The organism is Tsukamurella sp. 1534 (assembly GCF_000312385.1).
Taxonomy (GTDB): domain Bacteria; phylum Actinomycetota; class Actinomycetes; order Mycobacteriales; family Mycobacteriaceae; genus Tsukamurella.
In genome coordinates this window covers 20,599-43,744 of record NZ_HE997626.1, presented here as the reverse complement: position 1 = coordinate 43,744, position 23,146 = coordinate 20,599, and the positions used below count along the sequence as shown (strand labels likewise).

Below are 23,146 nucleotides of genomic sequence, written 5' to 3'. Positions count from 1 at the left end.
GCGATTTGCCAGATTCTCTGCAGTCGTGAAGGCGGCGCGCCCGTTGCGGGGCCGGAGAATGATGTACGGAAATTCGAGCCATGCGCGCGGCGCATCGTTGGGGCTATCGCGGCGCCTTCCGCGTCGCGAGCTCTGTGAACGTCAGCGCCATCTCGCACTCGGTCTGGTAATCCGGCTCGGGATTAGGCTTTCCTGGCGAAAGGACGGTCGTAATGACGATGCCGCGCTGCGATGAGAAGGCTGTGAAACAGCCGTTCGATGGTGGATCGATCGACATGGCGACGGTTCGACCATTCACTGTCCGATCAGTCTGCCAGGGACGGTCAGCGTACTTCTGCTTGTACCTCACGAGTGACTCTGTGTTTCCGACTGTCTGACTGAACATCGCATAACGGCCAGACCCACTGCTCCAATGGCAGCCTCGGTAATTTGGAGAGTCAGAGTATGCCGCATCGCTTGCGGTATTGGGGACGACTCCGATCAGCGACAGTTCTTCGGAAGTGTATGCGGTGCACGGTTCGAACGAAGTTCCATCGTTCCGTTCGTTCGTCCGTCCACTGATTGTGGGTATGAAAGGAAGCGTCGTAGCTACTGCTGCAGCAGCAGGTCCATGGCTAGGCTCTGCTTCGCCCGTGACCGATGTCGCGCACCCCGTAAGCATCGACGCTGCGAGCACCACAGTCGCGACGAGCCCGTTGAACTTCACCGACCGCTCCGCGAGACCTGGTCTTCGTTTGCGCTTTCTGTCGTACGAATCGACTTGTCGTCACCGCGGAGCTGGTCTGCTCGTCTGTACGCGGCTTCGATCTGCCTCTTGAGATTGTTGACGATCGAGTTGGCGTGGGTGTGAACAGCGACCTTAATGTTATGGGTAGCTGCCCGCCCCTCGACGACTTCGCCGAGGTAGTTGTTTGTGCCGACGTCCGTAAGGTCTCTTATGACCAGGCTGAGGCGCTCCGCGTGCCGTTCGTACGCGCGAGCGAGTTCCTCGATGGCGTCGCCGTCCTTGACCATCGAGGGCTTGTCGGCGATGCGTTTGGTGGCTGCGTCGCGGGCTGCGTCGATCGGTGGGGTGCCCATGTGTCCTCCGCTCTTTCCCATTGGACGCACGAGCGAGCCGATCGGTTCCCGATCAGCCGTTCTCCGCGCGCGCCTTGAGGGCCGCAAGCCCCTTCTCGAAGTCCTTGCCCACGAACCGGTCCATCGGGATCACCTTCCCCACCAGCGCGAAGAACCCCGTCGTCTCCCCGGTCATGGTCCACGTGACCAGAACCGACGCGCCCTGAGGCTCGATGTCGAACCGCACGTGATTCGTCGCAGCCATCGGCTTGAGGAACTCGAGGTCGACGTCCACCGACGAATCGGGCGCCGCGGCGGCGATCGTCATCCGGCCGGCCCCGGCCTTGCGGTTGCCGCGCCACCGGTACGTCGCGCCCGGCCCGTCCGACGGTCCGCTGTACTCCCGCTCCAACGCGGGGTCCAAGCCCTCCCACGGAGACCAGTGCCGCCACTCGTGAAAGTTGTTGATCAGGCCGAACACGGTCGCCGCCGGCGCCGTGATGACGGTGGACCGTACGACGGTGAATGCTCCCATGCGCTGAGATTAACCGGATTCAGTGCAACCGCAGCGCGAGCAGCCCGATCACCACCAGAACGACGGCGAGTCCTCCCATGCCCATCGTCAGGCCGGCGGCCGCGGCCACGCCGCCCACCAGCAGCGGGCCGCCCGCGTCGCCCAGTTCGCGTCCCACCTCGGCGGAGCCCATCGTCTGCCCGAGCCGCTCCTTCGGCGAGGTCTGCGCCAGGTGCGCGAACCCGAGGGGCGTCACGAGGCCCACACCGACGCCGATCAGCACGGCCGCGACGACGATCCCCGTCGGACCGGGGACGGCCACCGCCGCGAGGCCGACCGCAGCGACCGTCAGCCCGGCGGCGATCCCGGCACCGTCGGACAACCTGCCCGCGTCCCGGGCCCGCCCGGCCCGGGGCTGGACCATCGCCGCCGTGAGCGCGAGGACGGAGACGACCGCGCCGGTGAACACCGGGCCCATCCCGTGCTCCGCACCGGCGACCGGCAGGAACCCGACACCGACGGCGAGTACGCCCGTGGAGCCGGCGAGCGCGGCCGTGGGGAGGAGGAAGGAGCGGGAGCCGAGGCGGCGGGCCAGGTCGACGACGGTCTGCCGTGTCCGGGGCAGCGGCTCCAGCGCCGGCACGGACACCGCGGCCCAGCCCGCCGTGACGGCTGCGACCGCGGCGAGCGCCGCGAACAACAGGTCGTAACCGCCCACCCAGATCAGGACGCCGCCGATCAGCGGCCCCACCGTGTACCCCAGCCCCTTCCAGGCGCCGTAGCTGCCGAAGGCCCGGCCCTGCCCGGTCTCCGGGGTCAGGCGCGACACCATCGCGCTCGCCGCGGGGGAGAACGCGGCCGCCGCCGCGCCCTGCGCGAACCGCGCCACGCCGATCCACCCGGGTTCGCCGGCGAGGACGAAGGCTGCGGACGCGATCGCGAACCCGATCAGGCCGCCCAGCAACACCTTCCGGGGACCGATGCGGTCCGCGAGGGAACCGAACACGGGCTTGAGGAGGACTTCGGCACCGTCGTACAGGGCGAGCAGCAGGCCGAGCGCCAGCAACTGCGATCCGACGGAGCCCGTGAGCCCGCCCAGACTCGCCGCGATGCTGTGCGCGCCGAACGCGGTGACGAATCCCGCGGCGTAGAGGGGATGCAGGGCGCGTCGGCCCGCGGTCGCGGTCACGGGTCGAAGGTAGCAACCGGCGCGCGATGTGACGGTGCGCTCAGGGCGGTCCGTCTTTCGCGTTACTACACTCGCCTCCATGACTGCCCCCGCCGACACGTCGTCCGAGCTCCCCGCGTCCGGGCTCACCGCGGCCCAGGTCGCCGAGCGCGTGCGCGACGGCAAGGTGAACGCCCTGCCGAACCGCTCGGGGCGCAGCGCGTGGGACATCATCCGGGCCAACGTGTTCACCCGCATCAACGCGATGCTCGGCGTGCTGTTCCTGCTGGTGCTGTTCACCGGGTCGCTCATCAACGGGCTGTTCGGCCTGTTGATCGTGTTCAACTCCGGCATCGGCATCATCCAGGAACTGCGCGCGAAGAAGACGCTGGATTCCCTGGCCATCGTCGGGCAGGCGCGACCCGTCGTGCGGCGCGACGGCGTCGTCACGGAGGTCGGGCAGTCCGACGTGGTGCTCGACGACGTCATCGAGGTGGGGCCGGGGGATCAGATCGTGGTCGACGGCGCTGCCATCGAGTCGGAGGCGCTCGAGATCGACGAGTCCCTGCTCACCGGCGAGGCGGACCCCGTCGACAAGCGGCCGGGCGACGAGATCTTCTCCGGCAGCTTCGTGGTCTCCGGATCCGGCTCGTACCGGGCGACCAAGGTGGGCGCCGATGCGTACGCCGCCCGGCTCGCCGACGAGGCGAGCAAGTTCACCCTCGTCGATTCCGAGCTGCGCTCCGGGATCAACCGCATCCTCCAGGTGATCACGTGGCTGCTGGTTCCGGCGGGCGTGCTCACGGTGTTCAACCAGCTGGTGATCTCCCAGCAGGATCTCGATCAGGCGATCCTGGGAATGGTTGCGGCCCTGGTGCCGATGGTCCCGGAGGGCCTGGTGCTGATGACGTCCATCGCGTTCGCGGTGGGCGTGGTGCGGCTCGGCCAACGCAAGTGCCTGGTGCAGGAGCTCCCGGCCATCGAGGGGCTCGCGCGCGTCAACGTGGTGTGTGCCGACAAGACCGGCACGCTGACCGAGAACGGCATGCGATTGTCGGACGTGGTCGCCCTCGACGGTGATCGAACCGAGATCGAGACCGCCCTCGCCGCGATAGCGGCCCTCGACCCCCGGCCCAACGCCAGCGTGCAGGCGATCGCCGAGGCCTATCCCGACGCCCCCGCCTGGCGGGCGACGTCGATCGCCCCGTTCAGCTCCGCGAAGAAGTGGTCCGGGATCTCGCTCGCAGAAGGGGATTCGCCGCGGGGTGACTGGATCCTCGGGGCTGCGGACGTCCTGCTCGATCCCACCTCCGACGGTGCGCGGCGCGCCACCGAACTCGGGTCGACGGGGCTGCGGGTGCTGCTCGTCGCGACCACCGATCTGCCCGTCGACACCGAGACCGGGGACCTCGCCGCGCCGGGGAACCTGGTGCCCCGCGCCCTCGTCGCGCTGGAGCAGCGGGTGCGCCCCGATGCGCGCGGCACGCTCGACTACTTCGACTCCCAGGGCGTCGCCGTCAAGGTGATCTCCGGCGACAACGCCGTCTCCGTGGGGGCCGTCGCGCACTCCCTGGGCCTGGGCTCGCCCGATTCGTCGGTGGATGCGCGAAAGCTCCCGTCGGACAACGACGACCTCGCCGGCGTGGTCACGGACAACGTCACCTTCGGCCGCGTGCGGCCGGACCAGAAGCGGGCCATGGTGAAAGCGCTGCAGTCGCACGGAGACACCGTCGCCATGACCGGCGACGGCGTCAACGACGTGCTCGCCCTCAAGGATGCGGACATCGGGGTCGCCATGGGGTCCGGCAGTTCGGCGGCGCGATCCGTCGCGCAGATCGTGCTGCTGGACAACAGGTTCGCCACCCTGCCGTACGTCGTGGGCGAGGGGCGCCGCGTGATCGGCAACATCGAGCGGGTCGCCAACCTGTTCCTGACCAAGACCGTCTACGCGGTGTTGCTCGCCTGGTTCGTGGGCCTCGCCGGCATCGGCGCCAAGGTGTTCGGCTTCGCGCCGATCTCGTACCCGTTCCAGCCGATCCACGTGACGATCGCCGCGTGGTTCACCATCGGTATCCCCGCGTTCGTCATGTCCCTCGCGCCGAACAACGAACGCGCCAAGACGGGATTCGTGAGCCGCGTGCTGCGGCTCGCGGCACCGTCGGGCGTGGCAGTCGGCCTCGCGACGTTCCTCTGCTACCTCGTCGTCAACCCGGGCGGACCCGGGGTGTCGCTGGGGGCGAAGGCCACGGCACTGACCGCGGAGCAGATCCAGGCTTCGACCGCCGCGCTGATCACACTGCTCGTCGGGTCCCTGTGGGTGCTCGGGATCGTCGCGCGGCCGTACACCTGGTGGAAGGTCGCGCTGGTCGGGTTCTCGGTGCTGTTCTACGTGGTGTTGTTCTCGATCCCGCTGGCGCAGGAGAAGTTCTTCCTCGATATCAGCGATCCCGAGAAGGTCGGCATCGGCTTCGCATTCGGCGTCGTCGCGATCGTCCTGGCCGAGGTCTTCCGCCGCGTCGCTCCCGCTCTGTTCAACCGCGTCGCCCGCCGAAGGGCCTGACGCCCCGCGGCGGCGGCCTCCTCCGCGTCACGAGTTCACGACCGCACAGTGGCATGGTGGAGGCAGGCCTTCTCCAGGGCTGTTGACGGTGCGGAGAGGAGAGCGACGTGGTCGACGTGCACGAGGTCGAGGTGCGATTGGTGCGGGAGACTCTGGCGTCCCCGTTGGCGATCGCCTTCGCCACCGAGGACGAGGTGGTGTTGGTGACGCCCATCGACGCCGCGGACCTGCACCCGGAGGACGATCGGATCGTGCTCGACGAGCTGACGATCGACGGACCGGTGGAGCAGTTGGAGGGCCTGCTCGCCGAGGCTCGCTGCGCCGCCGGCCGCGAGTACGTGGAGCTGGGTGATCTCGACATCGTGCGCGTGGGTGGCGAAGTGCAGCTGCAGCGCCGACCCGGCGTCGTGCTCACGGGAACCTCGCCGTTGGTGCTGGCGGGGATCGTCGAGCGCGAGCGCGCCGGATGGATCAACCGCGAGGTGGATTACGCCCGCTGGACCTTCCCGTGCGGGGACAACCAGTTCGTCACCAGCCCGCTACGGGCGAAATTCGTGGCGAAGGAGCTCGCCGCGGCTCTGGGCTGACGGCGAAACTCGGAGGCCGGTGCTCAGGGCGACGGGAACCGGGAGCGCCAGGAGCGGGCGTCGGGGAGCGTGTCGCCGCCCGGCGTGCGCCAGTACGCGGCCAACAGGTCGTAACCGGCGTGCACCAGCCCTGCCTGCGCGGGCCAGCGCGCGGTGGTCCACCCCGGCTCGTTGTGCGCCGAGTCGATGCCCGAGCGCGTACACCCCTCGAGCTCGAAGTGCAGGCACCGCGCCGCCTCGCGTGCGGCCGCGGTGTCGGCACTCGACGCCAGGGCCACCAGCTGCGCGCCCACGGTCCGCACCCGGGCCGCCGTCCAGGCGAACGTCCGACGGTGCGCGCGGGGCGCCACGAAGTACATCGCGAGGAACGCGACGATCACGCCGATCACCGTCTCCACCAACCGGTCCCGGATCACGGGCAGCGCATCACCGTCGGTGACGCCGGCACCGCTCGCGAGGAGGGCGACGGGGGTGATGACCACGACGGCGGCCGCGTAGTTGCGCGTCACCAGGATCTCGATGGAGAACTGCAGGACCGCGACGATCGCGATGAGCGCGTACCCGCCGGGCGCCACCGCATAGATCGCGGCGTACAGGACCAGGCCGATCGCGGTCCCGAGGAACCGCTGCAACCCCCGCGCCGTGCCGTGGACCCGGTCGACGCCGGCCTGCAGCACCACGAGGGAGCTGATCGCCGCCCAGTGCGGACGGTCGAGGCCGATGGCCAGGCTGGCGAGTCCGGCGACGAGGCAGGCGACGCCCACGCGCAGCGCGGTGATCGTGGCGTGTGAGGACAGCGTCAGCGACCGGCCGAGCCGGTGGCGGACCGTCGGCTGCATCGACGACGTCGTGACCTCGCGCGTGGGATCGAACTCCGCGGGAGCGGAATCGTCGTCGGCCGCCGTGACGCGGTGGGTCGCTTCACGCAGACGCGCGATCAGCTGCGCGTCGGCCGGCCGCGTACCGGCGCGGGCGTCGTCCATCGCGGTCCACGCGGCGATGAGCGCCGACCCGGCGGCGTTGCGCTGCGCGGCGTTCCGCGGACTCTCGGGCGCCAGATACGCGTCCACGGCGCCCACCGCACGACCGGTGGCGGCGCGCTGCGGGCCCGACGAATCGGTGAGCGCCCCGGCCATCGACACCAGGATCGACGAGAGCACGCCCAACGCCGCAGCCGCGATCATCGAGCGCGGGTCGGCGCCGGATTCCGTGGCGACGAGCGCGCCCGATCCCACGATGGCGAAGAACAGCGCGCCCGGCGGCCCGAGCCGGAGGGCGTCGATGACGTACACGGCGACGACGCCGGGCACCGCCACCATGAGGACCGAGGCGATCCTGATCGGCGTGCTCGCGTGCGGCACCGTCTCACCCAGCGCAGTGCCGATCGCGACGCCGAGAACCAGCGCCACGCCCGCGGTCGCGACCACCTGTGCCCGGACGCGGTACGCGCGGCCCTCACCGTAGAGCACCGCGAACGCCCCGAACGTGGTGAACAGCGCGGCGGCGGCGTGCCCGGCCGCGACCATCGCCGTACCCGGGATCGCGACGGCGGCCGCCGCGCGGAGTCCCGCGCCCCACCGCCACGGGCCCGACATCGGGCGCGCGAAGACGATCGAGCGCATGCGGGCGACCTGGGGAAGCGGATCCGGTTCCGGCGTGCCTGTCACGCGCTCCATTGCATCATTGGACGCGGAACGAAGAATCCGATGGTGTGGGGTGCGCATGGGTGTGGAGATCGAGGGCTTCGCCGTGCACGTGGACACCGGCCGCTGGTCGGACGACGTCCTGCGTGGCGTGGACCTCGCGATCGGAGCCGGTTCGCTCACGGTGCTGATGGGCGGATCCGGGTCCGGCAAATCGATGCTCGCGAGGGCGGTCGCGGGTGCACTGCCCGCGTCGGCGGAGGTCGTGCGAGGCGGCGTCCGGGTCGACGGGGCGCGGGTCCAATCTCCGGGGCGCCCGAATGCAGCGGCCGTCGCGGGGTACGTGCCGCAGGCGGGCGTCGACGCCTTCGACGCGGCGAGCCCGGTCCGGGACGCGTTCCGGCGGTCCGCGGATCGCAGCGGCCTCGTCGTGGAGGACGCCTGCGCGGCCGTGGGGTATCCGGCGCACTGCGCGCCGCAACTACCGGCGCAGCACTCCGGAGGGGAGATCCAGCGGGCGGCGCTCGCGGACGCGATGCTCTCCGGCGCTGCGACGTTGATGGTCGACGAGCCGACCGCGTCGCTCGACGCCTTCCACGCGCAGCGGGTCTGGCACACCCTGCGCGATCAGGCCGACGCGGGTGTCACGGTGATGGTGATCTCCCACGACCTCCCGATCATCGAGCCGCTCGGCGTCGCCGACCGGTACGTGGTGATGGAGGAGGGGCGGGTTCTCGCCGACGGCGCCCCGCACGAGGTGCGGAGGTCGACGGTGCCGTCCGTCGCGGCCATCTTCCGCCCGTTCGGAACCTAGTACCGGTCCGCCACGGCGAATCTGCGGTAACGTCCATTTCGTGATTGCGAAAGCAAGATTGAATGAGGTGACAGCGTGGGGTGCGCCGGTGAGCGTGGCCGCCGCGCTGGTGGCTCCGGCTGCGGCGTTCGTACTGCTCTGGCAGGTCCGGACTCGACTCTCCGATGTTTTCGCGGCGGCGAAGACGACCGCAGTGACGGTGCCGGAGGACCTGAACGGCCAGGCGATCAAGTTCGTCGTGGCCACGGCGGCCGTGCTGGTCGTCGGCCTGCTGGCGATCGGTCGCGCGGAGGCGTTGAGCGCCGCCGCGCGGATCGCTCTCGTCGGGTGCGTCGGTGTGATGTTCCTGCACGCCGCGGTATTCGCACCGGACGTCTGGATCCGCGAGGTCACAGAGCCCTTCGGTTCGTACTACGGCCTGTTCACGATCGTCGAGGTCGTCCTGTTCGCCGCCGCGCTGATCGCGGAGTTGTATCGTGCGATTGCGGACTTCGACTTCGACGCCAGCCCCGACATCGAAGCCCCCGACGACGAGTAGCTCGCAAGCCCATCAACCGCTACGGCCGCGTCGATCTCCTGATAACTGATGCGCTGGGATACTTGGAACTCGGCCGCCCGGCGGTCCAATGCCGAAACCGGCACCCGTTCCTACCGCTCGCCCACACCGAAGCGGCAGCAGTCACCTGACAAGCGGAGGAAGCGGGTGCCGGAACGACGGGAAAGCCCCTACTTGCCGAACGGCTTCGGCGGCGCGCCGAGGATCGACTGGCACTTCTCCGAAACCTTCTGAACGTCCGGTGTGCGGTCATAAGCACCCCAACCGTCGACCTTGTTATAAGTGGGTGTGGTGATCCCATTGTCGTTGAAGCACTTGACCATGCTCTTCGACCACGCGTCGTATTCAGCGCTGAACTCAGGCGCCGGCGCCGGGCTCGGCGCTGCCTGAGCGACTGCGGCCATCGGGGCCAAAATCGCACCAGCGACAGCGAAACCAGCGAACAGCTGACGAGACGACCTAGGGAGCTTCGACATACCAATCTCCTTCATCACAGAATGTTCCGGCAATCCGTTTTGCACCGGTGAAACCGAAACTACGAAGCGCACGTCCCGGCAGCGCAATCGCCACGTCACATCCATGTCGTGAGATCTCAACCGGAGCCGCTGCAAGGCGTCACAGCGGGGGGGCGCTCTCGGTTGACATGGTCACGGGGCGGCGCGGGCGTTCGAGGGCAGGCGGTCAGCAGCCGACGGTGTGTCGCGAAGGCGGCGCGTCGCCGGGCGGTATCAGAGGCGGCGGTGTACTGGTCGGTCGCGTCGATCGATCTGTGCTGCAACAGTTCCTGCACCGATCGCAGCCCGCGCTCCGCGCGGTAGGCGACGGAGGCGAACCGGTGCCGCCGAACGTGGCGAGCTCGATCATCAGGCCCACGCGGTCGTCGGCCGCTGCGAGGGCCGCTGCGAGGTCGTCCTCGGCGCAGGCGCGCAGGACGAGGGGGCGTGGCGCGGCGGGCCTCCGACAGCGCCCATACCCGCGCCGGAGGATCAGCGGCAGGTCGACGGCGGCCGGCGGGGACGCCCCGAGCTGTACGGCGGTGCCGGTCGGGTCGGTCAGCTCGGCGTCGACGAAGCGGCGCGGCAGCGTGCCGTACAACACGCGGATGGGCGTGGCGAGAAGATCTCCTGAACCGGACTGCAGTCGAGTAGGGCACGAATCGGGGCGAGGCACCGTTTCGTGCGACTTGCTGCGGAGGCCATCGGGCGGGAAACCGGCTGACCAGCGGTGCCCCCGGCAGGATTCGAACCTGCGGCCTTCTGCTCCGGAGGCAGACGCTCTATCCCCTGAGCTACGGGGGCGCAGGGCTTAGCCAGGTTAGCGCATCGTCGGGCCGTGCACGAAACCGGCGTCGTCACGCCCGCGGAGCCGGGGCCCGTCCTGCCTGCTGGCGCAGACCGTGCGCACCCTAAGATGGACCGGTGACTCCCGCTGACCTTTCGGAACTGCTGCATGCCACCGCGACGACCGTGCTCACCGAGCGCGGCCTCGACGCCACGGTGCTGCCCGAACGTGTCACCGTCGAGCGTCCCCGCAATCCCGAGCACGGCGATTACGCGACCAACGTCGCGATGCAGGTCGCGAAGAAGGCCGGCGCGAACCCGCGCGACCTCGCCACGTGGCTCGCGGAGGCGCTGTCCGACGCCGACGGCATCGACGAGGCGACCGTGGCCGGCCCGGGCTTCCTCAACATCCGCCTCGCCGCCGATGCACAGAACAAGTTGATCGCGTCGATCCTCGACGCCGGAACCGCGTTCGGCCGGGGCACGAAGCTCGCGGACCAGAACATCAACCTCGAGTTCGTCTCCGCCAACCCCACCGGTCCCGTGCACCTGGGCGGTGCGCGCTGGGCGGCGGTGGGGGACAGCCTCGGCCGCGTCCTGGAGGCCGAGGGGGCGACGGTCACCCGCGAGTACTACTTCAACGATCACGGCGCCCAGATCGACCGGTACGCCCGGTCGCTCGACGCCGCGGCGCGCGATCAGCCGACCCCGGAGGACGGCTACGCCGGCGACTACATCCGCGAGATCGCAGCCACCGTGGTCGAATCCACGCCGGGCGTGCTCGACCAGCCGGACGAACAGCGCATCGAGACCTTCCGCTCCGCGGGCGTGGCCCTCATGTTCGATCACATCAAGCGGACGCTGCACGAGTTCGGCAGCGACTTCGACGTGTACACCCACGAGGACGAGATGTTCACCTCGGGCCTCGTCGAGCGGAGTGTCCAGCAGCTCAAGGACAGCGGCAACCTGTACGAGAAGGACGGCGCCTGGTGGCTCCGCTCCACCGACTACGGCGACGACAAGGACCGCGTCGTCATCAAATCCGACGGGGACGCCGCCTACATCGCCGGCGATATCGCCTACATCAAGCACAAGTTCGATCGCGGCTTCACGCTCGCGATCTACATGCTGGGCGCCGACCACCACGGGTACATCGGGCGCCTGCGCGCCTCCGCCGCCGCGATGGGCTACGACCCGGACCGCATCGAGGTGCTCATCGGCCAGCTCGTGAACCTGGTCAAGGACGGCAAGCCCGTGCGGATGAGCAAGCGCGCCGGCACCGTGATCACCCTCGACGACCTCGTCGAGGCCGTGGGCGTGGACGCCGCGCGCTACTCCCTGGTGCGTAGCTCCGTGGACACCTCGATCGACCTCGACCTGGATCTGCTGGCCCAGGCGAGCAACGAGAACCCCGTGTACTACGTGCAGTACGCGCACGCCCGGCTGTCGGCGATCGCGCGGTCGGCGCAGGAACTCGGCATCGAGCCGTCGACGGAGAACCTCGGCCTCCTCGACCACCCCCGCGAGGGCGATCTGGTGCGTACCCTCGGCGAGTTCCCCGCCGTCGTGGCCGGCGCAGCGAACCTGCGCGAGCCGCACCGCGTGGCGCGCTACCTCGAGGAACTCGCCGGCGCGTACCACCGCTTCTACGGCGAGTGCCGGGTGCTCCCGCTCGGCGACGAACAGCCCACCGACCTGCATCGCGCCCGCGTGGCCCTGTGCGCCGCCGCGCGCCAGGTGATCGCGAACGGATTGACCCTCGTGGGCGTTTCGGCCCCGGACCGGATGTGAGAGACCAGTGACCGAACTCGCACGGGACGTGTGGCCCGCGCACGCACGCCGCGGGAACGACGGTGCCGTCACCATCGCCGGGGTGTCCGCACCCGACCTCGCGCGGGACTTCGGAACCCCGCTCCTCGTGATCGACGAGGACGACTTCCGTGGCCGGTGCCGCCTCATGCGCGAGGCGTTCGGCGACGACGCCGCAGTGCACTACGCGTCGAAGGCGTTCCTCTCCATGGAGATCGCGCGCTGGGTGCGCGACGAGGGGCTGAGCCTCGACGTGTGCAGCGGCGGTGAGCTAGCGGTGGCGCTCAAGGCGGACTTCCCCGCGGACCGGATCGCCTTGCACGGCAACAACAAATCGGTCGCCGAACTGGATCACGCGGTGGAATCGGGCATCGGCCACATCGTGATCGACTCGCTCTCGGAGATCGCGCGCCTCGACGCGGTCGCGGGGGAGCGGGGCGTGGTCCAGGACGTGCTGATCCGCCTCACCCCCGGCGTCGAGGCGCACACCCACGAGTTCATCTCCACCGCCCACGAGGACCAGAAGTTCGGGTTCTCGCTGGCGACCGCGGCGAGCCGCGAATCCCACGCTGGGAACGACGGCGCGTCGCCGGCGATGCAGGCCGTCGACGCGGTGTTCCGCGCCGACCACGTCCGCCTGGTGGGCCTGCACAGCCACATCGGCTCGCAGATCTTCGACGTCGACGGGTTCGAGATCGCCGCCCGCCGCGTGCTGGAACTGCTGCGCGACATCGTGACCCGGTACGGCGCCGAGCGCACTCGCCAGCTCGACACCATCGACCTCGGCGGCGGCCTCGGCATCCACTACACCGAGCACGACGACCCGCCGCCCGTGCGCGATCTCGCGGCGAAGCTGCGCGGCATCGTCGAAACCGAGTCCGCCGCACTGGGATTGCCCACGCCGCGGCTCGCCGTCGAACCCGGGCGCGCAATCGCCGGCCCGCCCGGGATCACCCTCTACGAGGTGGGGACGCTCAAGGACGTCGCGCTCGACCCCGAGGAGGACGGCGACCCCGTCTCCCGCCGGTACGTCAGCGTGGACGGCGGCATGAGCGACAACATCCGCACCGCGCTCTACGGCGCCGAATACACGGCCGCCGTGGCGAACCGGGACCCGCAGGGAACGCCCGTGCTGTCCCGGATCGTCGGCAAGCACTGCGAGACCGGAGACATCGTGGTGCGCGACACCCAGACCCCCGACGACCTGGCGGAGGGCGACCTCATCGCCGTGGCCGCCACCGGGGCCTACTGCTATTCGATGTCCAGCCGCTACAACATGCAGCCGCGCCCCGCGGTGGTGGCGGTCAAGGACGGCACGGCGCGATTGATCCTGCGCCGGGAGACCGTGGACGATCTGGTGAGCCTGGAGGTGCTCTGATGACTGAACCCGTGAAGCGTGAGCTCGGTGTGGCCCTGCTCGGCATGGGCACGGTGGGCACCGAGGTGACGCGCATCCTCATCGACAACGCGGACGACCTGACGGCCCGCGTCGGCGCCCCGCTGGCGATCCGCGGCATCGCCGTGCGCGATCTCGACAAGGACCGCGGGGTGGACCCCGCGCTGCTCACCACGGACGCCGAATCGCTGATCGACCGCGACGACGTGGACATCGTGGTCGAGGTGATGGGCGGCATCGAACCCACCCGCAGCCACATGCTCCGCGCCCTGCAGGCGGGCAAGTCCGTGGTCACCGCCAACAAGGCTCTGCTCGCCGAGTACACGGGCGAGCTCGCCGACGCCGCGAACCGCAACCGCGCCGATCTCTACTTCGAGGCCGCCGTGGCCGGCGCGATCCCCGTGATCCGGCCCCTGCAGCAGAGCCTGGCCGGCGACTCCGTGGAACTCGTGGCGGGAATCGTCAACGGCACCACCAACTACATCCTCTCCAACATGGCCGAGCACGGCCTGGACTACGACACGGTGCTCGCCGAGGCCGGCCGCCTGGGCTACGCCGAGGCCGACCCCACCGCCGACGTGGAGGGCTACGACGCCGCCTCCAAGGCGGCGATCCTCGCGTCGATCGCCTTCCATACCCGGGTCAAGGCCGACGACGTGCACCGCGAGGGCATCACGGGCGTCTCCGCGTCCGACATCGAGGCCGCCAAGGCCTTCGACTGCACCATCAAGCTGCTCGCGATCTGCGAGCGGTTCACCGATTCGGAGGGCGCGCAGCGGGTCTCGGCCCGCGTGTACCCGGCTCTGGTTCCCCTCAAGCATCCGCTGGCGAGCGTCGACGGTGCCTACAACGCCGTCTTCGTGGAGGCCGAGAACGCCGGCCGGCTCATGTTCTACGGCGCCGGAGCGGGTGGCGCGCCCACCGCGTCCGCCGTGATGGGCGACCTGGTCGCGGCCGCGCGCAACAAGGTGCACCGCGGCCGTGGGCCGCTCGACTCGGTGTACGCGAACCTGCCCGTCGCGCCCATCGGCGACGTGCTCACCCGCTACTACGTGGCGATGGAGGTCAGCGACCGCCCCGGCGTGCTCAGCTCCGTGGCCAACGAGTTCTCCGCCCGCAACGTCTCCATCAGCACCGTTCGCCAGCAGGCCGACCTGCCCGGAGCCGGGGCGCGGCTGGTGATCCTGACCCACAAGGCCCCCGACGCGGCGCTCTCCGCCACCGTCGAGGCCCTGAAGAACCTGGACGTGGTGACCGCCGTGTCCTCCGTGCTCCGTCTGGAGGGAACCAATGACTAGCACCGTCCACACCCCCTGGCCCGGGCTGATCGAGGCGTACCGGCACCGTCTGCCCGTCTGCGACACCTGGGAACCGGGCTGGAGCCCCGTCACGCTGCGCGAGGGCGCCACCCCGCTGCTGCCCGCCAAGGGCCTGTCCGAGATCACCGGCTGCGATGTGCACCTCAAGGTGGAGGGCCTCAACCCCACCGGTTCCTTCAAGGACCGCGGTATGACCATGGCCGTCACGGAGGCCAAGGCCACCGGCAAGAAGGGCGTGCTGTGCGCGTCCACCGGCAACACCTCGGCCTCCGCGGCCGCGTACGCCGCCATCGCGGGTATCGAGTGCGCCGTGCTGGTGCCCGCAGGCAAGATCGCCATGGGCAAGCTGGCGCAGGCGGTCATGTACGGCGCCACGATCATCGAGGTCGACGGCAACTTCGACGACTGCCTCGAGCTGGCCCGCAAGACCACCGCGACCTTCGACACCATCTCGCTGGTGAACTCCGTGAACCCGGTGCGCATCGAGGGACAGAAGACGGCCGCGTTCGAGATCGTGGACGCGCTCGGCAAGGCACCCGACGTGCACGCCCTGCCGGTGGGCAACGCCGGCAACATCACCGCGTACTGGAAGGGCTACAGCGAGTACGCCGCCGACGGCATCATCTCCGCCCGCCCGCGCATGCTGGGCGTCCAGGCCGCCGGCGCCGCGCCGCTGGTGAACGGCGCCCCGGTGAAGGACCCCGAGACCATCGCCACCGCGATCCGCATCGGCAGCCCCGCGTCCTGGAACCAGGCCGTGGCCGCCAAGGACGAATCGAACGGCCAGTTCCGCGCCGCCACCGACGAGAAGCTGCTCGAGGCCTACCGCCTCGTCGCGCGGACCGAGGGCGTCTTCGTCGAGCCCGCCTCCGCCGCCTCCGTCGCGGGCCTGCTCGCCGCCACCGAGGACGGCTGGATCGAGAAGGGCTCCACGGTGGTGTGCACCGTGACCGGCAACGGCCTCAAGGACCCCGACACCGCGCTCAAGGGGGTGCCGGAGATCGCCCGCGTCGGTATCGATCCCGTTGCCGTGGCCGCCGCGATGGGACTGACGGAGTAGCCGCGCCGTGACGTTCACCCTGCCCGTGGGGCTCCGCGCGACGGTCACCGTCCCGGCTTCCAGTGCCAACCTCGGCCCCGGCTTCGACACGCTGGGGCTCGCCCTCGGCCTGTACGACGACGTCACCGTCGAGACCACCGACGGTGACCTCGAGATCGTCGTCGAGGGTGAGGGCGAGGGCGTCGTGCCCTCCGACGACCGCCACCTGGTGGTGGTCGCCCTGCGCCGCACGCTGGCGCACCTCGACGTGCGCGCGCCGGGGCTGAAGCTGCACTGCGTGAACAGGATTCCGCATTCGCGCGGCCTCGGGTCGTCCGCCGCGGCGGCGGTCGCCGGGATCGCCGCCGCCGCGGCCCTCGCCGCCGACGCCGACGCGCCCCGCGCGCTCACCGCGGCCGAGATGGTGGAACTGGCCTCCGAATTCGAGGGCCATCCGGACAACGCGTCCGCCAGCGTGCTCGGGGGAGCGGTCGTCGCGTGGACCGTTCCCGCGGTCCCCGTCCCCGACGTGGCCGGCTACCGCGATCACGCCGCCGCGAGCAGCGCACCGTCGGGACCCGTGCACTACGGCGCGCGCCGCGTGGACGTGCACCCCGACATCCGGGCGTACGCCTTCGTGCCCGACGTGGAGTCGTCGACGTCCGTGACCCGCGGAATGCTGCCGCGGCTGGTGCCGCACGCCGACGCGGCGTTCAACGCCTCGCGTGCCGCCCTCATCGTGCTGGCGCTCACCGCGCACCCCGACCTGCTGCTGGAGGCCACCGAGGACCGGCTGCACCAGCGGTACCGCGCCGCGTCGATGCCCGCGTCGTTCGACCTGGTGGGGCGCCTGCGTGCCGCCGGCGTCGCCGCCGCCATCTCCGGTGCGGGCCCGACGGTGCTGGCCCTGACGCCCGAGCCGCTCCCGGCCCGCCTGGCGGAGAGCGCCGGCACGCTGGGGTTCACGGTGCGGGAGCTACCCATCGCGGACGGCGTCTCCCGCGCCTGAGCTGCGGCGACCCGTCGCACTGCGACACGCGAGGGGGGACGTTGCCCGGGGCGGCGGGTGGCGCTACGATGGGCACCGTGTCCGACGGATATGATCGGACGCACTTCGGCACACAGCCACCTCACGCCTGATCCGAATTCCGGACAAGACGTCTGCATCCCCGCCCTCACCGCGGGGTCCGGCAGCCGAAGCGCAGAGAATGCACCTGAGATTCGAGCCTCACCTCGGCGACGTCCCCGCGAAAACATCGCAGGCGTACCCGAATCCCGGCGAGGCCCGGTAGGCCCCATGACCGCACGGCGGCTGGGGAACTGAAAGGAACTCCGTGACTGAAACGGATGTCACCACCAGCCCTGCGGAGACCACCTCCGCCGACGCCAGCACCCGCCGAGCGGACGAGCGGCGCCGGGGCGGCCTCAACGGCATGGTGCTCGCCGAGCTGCGTGGAATCGCGGGCGAGCTGGGGATCAAGGGGACCTCCGGAATGCGCAAGGGCGACCTGATCGCCGCCATCACCGCCCAGCAGGGCGCCGGCGCTCCGGCCGCCAAGGCGACCGCGCCGAAGAGCGCCCCCAAGACCGACGCCCCGAAGGCCGAGGCTCCGAAGGCGGAGGCTCCGAAGGTGGAGGCTCCCAAGGCGGACAAGGCCGACGCTCCCAAGGCTGACGCTCCGAAGGCTGAGGCTCCCAAGGCCGACGCTCCGAAGGCCGACGCTCCCAAGGCCGACGCTCCCAAGGCCGACGCTCCCAAGGCCGAGGCCCCGAAGTCCGACGCCCCCAAGGGGGACGGCGCACCGTCGAACACCCCGAAGGGTGAGGCGAAGGCCGAGACCAAGGGCGACGGCGAGCAGAACCAGCAGCGCGACGGCGGCCAGCGCCGCGAGCGCAACCAGCGCCGCAACCAGAACGACGGCCAGAACAACGACCGCCAGGGCAACGACCGCCAGAACAACGGCGACCGCCAGAAGAACCAGGGCGGCAACCAGCAGGGCGGCCAGAACCAGAACCGCAACGACAACCGCAACGACAGCAACGGGCCCGACGACGAAGAGGGCCGGGGCCGGCGCGGACGCCGCTTCCGCGAGCGCCGCCGCGGCCGCGACCGCAACCAGAACGACGGCGAGCCGCAGGTCAGCGAGGACGACGTGCTGCAGCCCGTCGCCGGCATCCTGGACGTGCTCGACAACTACGCGTTCGTCCGCACCTCCGGCTACACCGCGGGCCCCAACGACGTCTACGTCTCCATGAACATGGTGCGCCGCAACGGCCTGCGCCGCGGAGACGCCATCACCGGTGCCGTGAAGATGCCCCGCGAGGGCGAGGGCAACCAGGGCGGCGGCGGAGGCGGCGGCAACAACAACCGCCAGAAGTTCAACCCGCTCGTGCGCCTGGACTCGGTGAACGGCCAGGACGTCGAATCGGCGAAGAAGCGGCCCGAGTTCAACAAGCTCACGCCGCTGTACCCGAACCAGCGGCTGCGCCTGGAGACGGCGCAGAACATCCTCACCACCCGCGTGATCGACCTGATCATGCCGATCGGCAAGGGGCAGCGCGCGCTGATCTCCGCACCGCCGAAGGCCGGCAAGACCACGATCATGCAGGACATCGCGAACGCGATCGCCACCAACAACCCCGAGTGCTACCTCATGGTCGTCCTGGTGGACGAGCGTCCCGAAGAGGTCACCGACATGCAGCGCAGCACCAAGGGCGAGGTGATCAGCTCCACGTTCGACCGCCCGCCGGGCGATCACACCTCCGTCGCCGAGCTCGCGATCGAGCGGGCCAAGCGGCTCGTCGAGGGCGGCAAGGACGTCGTGGTGCTGCTCGATTCGATCACCCGTCTCGGCCGCGCGTACAACAACTCGAGCCCCGCATCGGGCCGCATCCTCTCGGGCGGTATCGACTCGACTGCCCTGTACCCGCCGAAGCGGTTCCTGGGTGCGGCGCGCAACATCGAGAACGGCGGCTCGCTCACCATCATCGCGACCGCGATGGTGGAGACCGGCTCCACCGGCGACACCGTGATCTTCGAGGAGTTCAAGGGCACCGGTAACGCCGAGCTCAAGCTGGACCGCAAGATCTCCGAGCGCCGTATCTTCCCGGCCGTCGACGTGCACCCGTCGAGCACCCGTAAGGACGAGCTGCTGCTCGCGCCCGACGAGGCCGCCATCGTGCACAAGCTGCGCCGCCTGCTGTCCGGCCTGGACAGCCAGCAGGCCATCGAGCTGCTCATCAGCCAGCTGAAGAAGACGCAGAACAACATCGAGTTCCTGATGATGGTGCAGAAGAACAGCGGCTTCGCGGACGCCGATTAACGGCGGGAATTTCTGCAGACGCGGGACGTTCTGGCATACTGGAACGTCGGTATGGGTTCCGGTTCACGGCTCTGGCGAGGTCAGAGGCGACCCGGCGACCACGAAAGAGAAGGACGGCACTTATGAAGCAGGGGATCCACCCCGATTACGTGGCCACCACCGTTGTCTGCGGTTGCGGTAACACGTTCGAGACCCACAGCACCAAGGCGGACGGACGCATCAACGTCGAGGTCTGCTCGCAGTGCCACCCGTTCTACACGGGTAAGCAGAAGATCCTCGACACCGGTGGCCGCGTCGCCCGGTTCGAGAAGCGCTACGGCAAGCGCAAGGCCGCGGCCGACAAGTAGCTTCTCCCGCGTACGCCCGTCCTGTCGCCTCACGGCGCAGGTCGGGCGTTGCGCGTTTGACGGCCCTGTCACGCTGCTGAAGTAGAGAAGGAATCCCATGAGCGCCGCGTCTCCCTCCGCGATCGACGACATCCTGGCCGAGTACGCCGGTCTCGAGCAGCAGATGTCCGACCCGGCGCTGCACAACGACGCCTCCGCGGCGCGCAAGGTGGGCAAGCGCTTCGCCGAGCTCGCCCCCGTCATGGCGACGCACCGCAAACTGGAGGCCGCGCGCGAGGACCTCGCCGCGGCCCGCGAGCTCGCGGACGACGACTCCTCCTTCGCCGACGAGGTGACTGCGCTGACCGAGCAGGTGGAGACCCTCGAGCAGCAGCTCACCGACCTCCTCGCGCCGCGCGACCCGCACGACTCCGACGACGTGGTGCTCGAGGTGAAGTCCGGTGAGGGCGGCGAGGAGTCCGCGCTGTTCGCCGGCGACCTCGCCCGCATGTATCTGCGCTACGCCGAGCAGCGCGGCTGGAAGGTCGAGACGCTCGGCGCGACCTACTCCGACCTCGGCGGCTTCAAGGACGCGACGTTCGCGATCAAGTCCCGCGGCCCCGGCGCCGACGGCACCATCGACGGGGTGTGGGCCCGGATGAAGTTCGAGGGCGGCGTGCACCGCGTGCAGCGCGTCCCCGCCACCGAGAGCCAGGGCCGCATCCACACCTCCGCCGCCGGCGTGCTCGTCTACCCCGAGCCCGACGAGGTGGAGGAGGTGCAGATCGACGAGTCCGACCTGCGCATCGACGTCTACCGGTCCTCCGGCAAGGGAGGCCAGGGCGTCAACACCACCGACTCCGCGGTGCGCATCACGCACCTGCCCACGAACATCGTCGTGACCTGCCAGAACGAGCGGTCCCAGCTGCAGAACAAGGCGCGCGCCATGCAGGTGCTCGCCGCGCGGCTGCAGGCCCTCGCCGAGGAGGAGGCCGAGGCCGCCGCATCCGACTCCCGGGCAGCGCAGATCCGCACCGTCGACCGGTCCGAGCGGATCCGCACCTACAACTTCCCCGAGAACCGGATCGCCGACCACCGCATCGGCTTCAAGGCGCACAACCTCGACCAGGTGCTCGACGGGGACATGGACGCCGTGCTCGACGCGCTCGCCGCAGCGGACCGTCAGGCCCGGCTCGAGGCCGAGTGAGCCCCAGGCCCACGCGCCTCGTCGCGGTCGCGGCGGCCCGGCTCGCGGAGGCCGGTGTACCGTCGCCCCGCGCGGACGCCGAGCTCCTGCTCGCGCACGTTCTGGACGTCGACCGCGGCAGGCTCGTGCTCGCCGACGACGCCACCGGGGACCAGGAGGCCGCGTACGGCGCCCTCGTCGCCCGCAGGGCCGCCCGGGAGCCCCTGCAGCACATCCTGGGCCACGCGGACTTCGGGACGCTCAGGCTGGCCGTGGGCCCCGGGGTCTTCGTCCCTCGCCCCGAGACCGAGCTCCTCGCCGCCTGGGCCGCATCCGTCGCCCGGCCGGGCGCCCGCATCGTCGACCTGTGCGCCGGCTCCGGCGCGCTCGGCCTGTACCTCGCGGCGACGGTGCCCGGCGCCCGCGTCGCGCTCGTCGAGCGCGACCCCCGCGCGCTGGAGTACCTGCGCCGCAACGCCCCGTCGACGGTGACCGTGCTCGCGGCCGACGTGCGCGACCCGGCTCTGCCCGGCCTCATCGGGGACGAGCTCGGGGGAGCGGACCTGGTGGTCTCGAACCCGCCGTACGTGCCCGACGGTGCGCCCCTCGACGCCGAGGCCGCCGCCGACCCGCACGACGCCCTGTTCTCGGGCCCCGACGGGCTGGACCTCCTGCGCGACCTGGCGCCGCTGGCCGCCCGGCTGCTCGCGTCCGGCGGGCACGTGGGGATGGAACACGACGACGCCAACGGTGCCGGGGCCGCGGAACTGCTGCGCCGCGCCGGATTCGCCGCCGTCACCGAGCACCGCGACCTGGCCGGACGGCCCCGGTACGTCACTGGCAGGATGGACGCGTGAGCATCGCGTACGACTGCACCGACCCCGACTCGCGCGCCGCGGGCATCGCCGCCGCGAAGGCCGCGCTCAAGGGCGGCCACCTCGTGGTGATGCCGACCGACACCCTGTACGGCATCGGCTGCGACGCCTTCGACAACCGCGCCGTCGCCGACCTGCTGGCCGCCAAGAACCGCGGCCCCGACATGCCCGTGGGCGTGCTCGTGGGCTCGTGGAACACCATCGACGGTCTGGTCAGCCGCGTCAGCGACGCGGCCCGCGAGCTGACCCGCGCGTTCTGGCCCGGCGCAGTCTCCCTCGTCGTCGAACAGGCCCCCAGCCTCGCCTGGAACCTCGGGGACACCCGCGGCACCGTCATGCTGCGGATGCCGCTGCACCCCGTCGCGATCGAGCTGCTCCGCGAGGTCGGCCCGATGGCGGTGTCCAGCGCCAACGTCTCGGGCAAGCCGCCCGCGTCCACCATGACCGACGCCCGCGATCAGCTCGGCGACTCCGTGGAGGTCTACCTCGACGGCGGACCGTCGGAGCACGCGCTCGCGTCGACCATCGTCGACCTGTCGGGCCCGCAGCCCCGCGTGCTGCGCGAGGGCGCCGTGAGCGGCGCCCGCATCGCCGAGGTCCTCGGCGTCACCGAGGAGTCCCTGGCCTGATTCGGGCCGAACGTCGCGCTCGCCGGAAACGGAACAGCGCCGAGGTCCTCGGAAGGACCTCGGCGCTGCGTCGACTTCAGGTGATCAGTTGCCGGGCGCGGGGGCCGGAGCCGGCGCGGGGGCCGGTGCCGGTGCCGGAGCGGGGGCGGGCGTCTCGGCGCCCTGCTCCGGGGCGGTCGCGCCGTCGAGCATGGAGGAGGGCTGGCCCGCGCCGCCCACATCGGTGATCTGCCAGTTCGCGTCCTTGTTCAGCGTGACGTTGTACACCGTGACCACGGTGCGGCCCGACGCGGACTGCACGTTGGTGGTGTCCACGCTGACGTACGCGTTCACCTTGTAGATCGGGCCCGACTGCGAGGTGACCACCGAGTCCATGATCTTGCTCTTGGAGACCCACTGCAGCGGCTGCAGCAGCTGGTTCATCGCGCTGGACGTGGCCTCCATCTTGGTCTTCAGCTCCGGGCTGACGCCGTTGACCAGCGCCTTCTGCCACGGGCCCAGGTCCCGGAAGTCGAACGACGACGCGCCGACGGCGTAATCGGCGGCCACCTTCTCGGCGTGCGACCGATCGGCCTCCGCGGCCTTCATGTCGTTGAGGTCGGACCGGCTGCTGTTCCACAGCACGCCGAACGTGATCGCCGCGGCGAGGAGGGCGATCACCGCGACGGTGACGACCACCGTCGTGACGGTCGACGGTGCGCCGCCGGCCTGCGCGGCCTGCGGCCGGGGAGCGGGGCGGGGGCGCTTGCGGATCGGGACGGTCGCCTCGGGCTCGTCCTCGTCGTCCTCGTCGACGACGGGGGCCGGTGCGGCCTTCTTCTTCGCCGCGGTCTTCACCGGGGCGGTCTTCTGCTCCGCGTCCTCGGACTCCGTGTCGTCGGACTCCGTGTCGTCGGCGTCGGCCTTCTCCGTCTTCGCGGTCGCCTTCGCCTCCTCCGCGGCGTCCTCGACGCTCTGCTTCGCGTCCTCGGCGGTCTCGGCGGGCTGCGTGGTCTCCTCGGTCGTCGCGTCCGCGTCAGCGGGTGTCTTGTCGTCCGGGGTGGAATCAGTCACTTGTCGCGTA

General features: G+C 70.5%; 21 protein-coding genes and 1 tRNA gene. 14 read left to right on the top strand and 8 right to left on the bottom strand.

Annotation, left to right across the window (positions count from 1 at the left end; genetic code table 11):
* Positions 1-103: 103 nt before the first annotated feature.
* From BN39_RS22560 to BN39_RS00200, 4 genes are read right to left on the bottom strand one after another with little or no spacing between them, the layout of a single operon-like run.
* A complete protein-coding gene (locus tag BN39_RS22560) occupies positions 104-661 on the bottom strand; it encodes a DUF3558 domain-containing protein (RefSeq protein WP_081586017.1) in 558 nt (185 codons plus the stop codon).
* A gap of 41 nt (positions 662-702) precedes the next feature.
* Positions 703-1,080 (bottom strand): hypothetical protein, encoded by a 378-nt coding sequence (locus BN39_RS00210; RefSeq protein ID WP_019200322.1) that lies wholly within the window; start codon positions 1,078-1,080, stop codon positions 703-705.
* 52 nt (positions 1,081-1,132) lie between these two features.
* Entirely contained in the window at positions 1,133-1,594 is a 462-nt protein-coding gene (locus BN39_RS00205) for an SRPBCC family protein (RefSeq protein WP_019200321.1), read from the bottom strand.
* Positions 1,595-1,613: 19 nt separating this feature from the next.
* Positions 1,614-2,762, bottom strand: a complete 1,149-nt coding sequence (locus tag BN39_RS00200) for an MFS transporter (RefSeq protein ID WP_019200320.1) — start codon at positions 2,760-2,762, stop codon at positions 1,614-1,616.
* A 79-nt stretch (positions 2,763-2,841) separates the two neighbouring features.
* Here BN39_RS00200 and BN39_RS00195 point away from each other — a divergent pair, with 79 nt between their 5' ends.
* Together BN39_RS00195 and BN39_RS00190 are read left to right on the top strand one after the other, a co-directional pair.
* Positions 2,842-5,301: an HAD-IC family P-type ATPase gene (locus tag BN39_RS00195; RefSeq protein WP_019200319.1), complete on the top strand. Its 2,460-nt coding sequence runs from the start codon at positions 2,842-2,844 to the stop codon at positions 5,299-5,301.
* A 107-nt stretch (positions 5,302-5,408) separates the two neighbouring features.
* A complete protein-coding gene (locus BN39_RS00190; protein ID WP_019200318.1) occupies positions 5,409-5,888 on the top strand; it encodes a hypothetical protein in 480 nt (159 codons plus the stop codon).
* A 23-nt stretch (positions 5,889-5,911) separates the two neighbouring features.
* Here BN39_RS00190 and BN39_RS00185 read toward each other — a convergent pair whose 3' ends face one another.
* Entirely contained in the window at positions 5,912-7,564 is a 1,653-nt protein-coding gene (locus BN39_RS00185; RefSeq protein ID WP_019200317.1) for an FUSC family protein, read from the bottom strand.
* Between the two features lie 46 nt (positions 7,565-7,610).
* Here BN39_RS00185 and BN39_RS00180 point away from each other — a divergent pair, with 46 nt between their 5' ends.
* Positions 7,611-8,345, top strand: a complete 735-nt coding sequence (locus BN39_RS00180; protein WP_019200316.1) for an ATP-binding cassette domain-containing protein — start codon at positions 7,611-7,613, stop codon at positions 8,343-8,345.
* A gap of 67 nt (positions 8,346-8,412) precedes the next feature.
* Entirely contained in the window at positions 8,413-8,883 is a 471-nt protein-coding gene (locus BN39_RS00175; RefSeq protein WP_148281375.1) for a hypothetical protein, read from the top strand.
* Positions 8,884-9,071: 188 nt separating this feature from the next.
* Here BN39_RS00175 and BN39_RS00170 read toward each other — a convergent pair whose 3' ends face one another.
* Positions 9,072-9,377: a hypothetical protein gene (locus BN39_RS00170; protein WP_148281374.1), complete on the bottom strand. Its 306-nt coding sequence runs from the start codon at positions 9,375-9,377 to the stop codon at positions 9,072-9,074.
* Between the two features lie 749 nt (positions 9,378-10,126).
* A tRNA-Arg gene (locus BN39_RS00165) sits at positions 10,127-10,199 on the bottom strand.
* A gap of 120 nt (positions 10,200-10,319) precedes the next feature.
* Here BN39_RS00165 and argS point away from each other — a divergent pair.
* The 10 genes from argS (at position 10,320) to BN39_RS00115 (ending at position 22,083) form a co-directional block, all read left to right on the top strand.
* Positions 10,320-11,972 (top strand): arginine--tRNA ligase, encoded by a 1,653-nt coding sequence (argS, locus tag BN39_RS00160; RefSeq protein WP_019200313.1) that lies wholly within the window; start codon positions 10,320-10,322, stop codon positions 11,970-11,972.
* A gap of 7 nt (positions 11,973-11,979) precedes the next feature.
* Complete coding sequence (gene lysA, locus BN39_RS00155) at positions 11,980-13,368, top strand: diaminopimelate decarboxylase (RefSeq protein ID WP_019200312.1); 1,389 nt, start codon at positions 11,980-11,982, stop codon at positions 13,366-13,368.
* Positions 13,368-14,684 carry a homoserine dehydrogenase gene (locus BN39_RS00150; protein WP_019200311.1) on the top strand — a complete coding sequence of 439 codons (1,317 nt, stop codon included), beginning with the start codon at positions 13,368-13,370 and terminating at the stop codon, positions 14,682-14,684. Before lysA ends, BN39_RS00150 begins: the two co-directional genes overlap by 1 nt.
* Positions 14,677-15,765 carry a threonine synthase gene (gene thrC, locus BN39_RS00145; protein WP_019200310.1) on the top strand — a complete coding sequence of 363 codons (1,089 nt, stop codon included), beginning with the start codon at positions 14,677-14,679 and terminating at the stop codon, positions 15,763-15,765. Before BN39_RS00150 ends, thrC begins: the two co-directional genes overlap by 8 nt.
* A 7-nt stretch (positions 15,766-15,772) precedes the next feature.
* Positions 15,773-16,753 carry a homoserine kinase gene (thrB, locus tag BN39_RS00140; RefSeq protein ID WP_019200309.1) on the top strand — a complete coding sequence of 327 codons (981 nt, stop codon included), beginning with the start codon at positions 15,773-15,775 and terminating at the stop codon, positions 16,751-16,753.
* Positions 16,754-17,078: 325 nt separating this feature from the next.
* On the top strand, positions 17,079-19,067 hold the full coding sequence (rho, locus tag BN39_RS00135; protein ID WP_019200308.1) for a transcription termination factor Rho: 1,989 nt from the start codon (positions 17,079-17,081) through the stop codon (positions 19,065-19,067).
* A gap of 122 nt (positions 19,068-19,189) precedes the next feature.
* Positions 19,190-19,414: a 50S ribosomal protein L31 gene (rpmE, locus tag BN39_RS00130; RefSeq protein WP_019200307.1), complete on the top strand. Its 225-nt coding sequence runs from the start codon at positions 19,190-19,192 to the stop codon at positions 19,412-19,414.
* A gap of 97 nt (positions 19,415-19,511) precedes the next feature.
* Positions 19,512-20,600 (top strand): peptide chain release factor 1, encoded by a 1,089-nt coding sequence (prfA, locus tag BN39_RS00125; RefSeq protein WP_019200306.1) that lies wholly within the window; start codon positions 19,512-19,514, stop codon positions 20,598-20,600.
* The gene (gene prmC, locus BN39_RS00120) at positions 20,597-21,436 is read left to right on the top strand and encodes a peptide chain release factor N(5)-glutamine methyltransferase (protein ID WP_019200305.1); all 840 of its coding nucleotides are present in this window, start codon (positions 20,597-20,599) and stop codon (positions 21,434-21,436) included. The genes prfA and prmC overlap by 4 nt, the downstream gene beginning before the upstream one ends.
* A complete protein-coding gene (locus BN39_RS00115; RefSeq protein WP_019200304.1) occupies positions 21,433-22,083 on the top strand; it encodes an L-threonylcarbamoyladenylate synthase in 651 nt (216 codons plus the stop codon). The genes prmC and BN39_RS00115 overlap by 4 nt, the downstream gene beginning before the upstream one ends.
* 84 nt (positions 22,084-22,167) lie before the next feature.
* Here the strand turns inward: BN39_RS00115 and BN39_RS23340 are convergent, their stop codons facing one another.
* Complete coding sequence (locus tag BN39_RS23340; RefSeq protein WP_019200303.1) at positions 22,168-23,136, bottom strand: hypothetical protein; 969 nt, start codon at positions 23,134-23,136, stop codon at positions 22,168-22,170.
* Positions 23,137-23,146 lie beyond the last annotated feature (10 nt).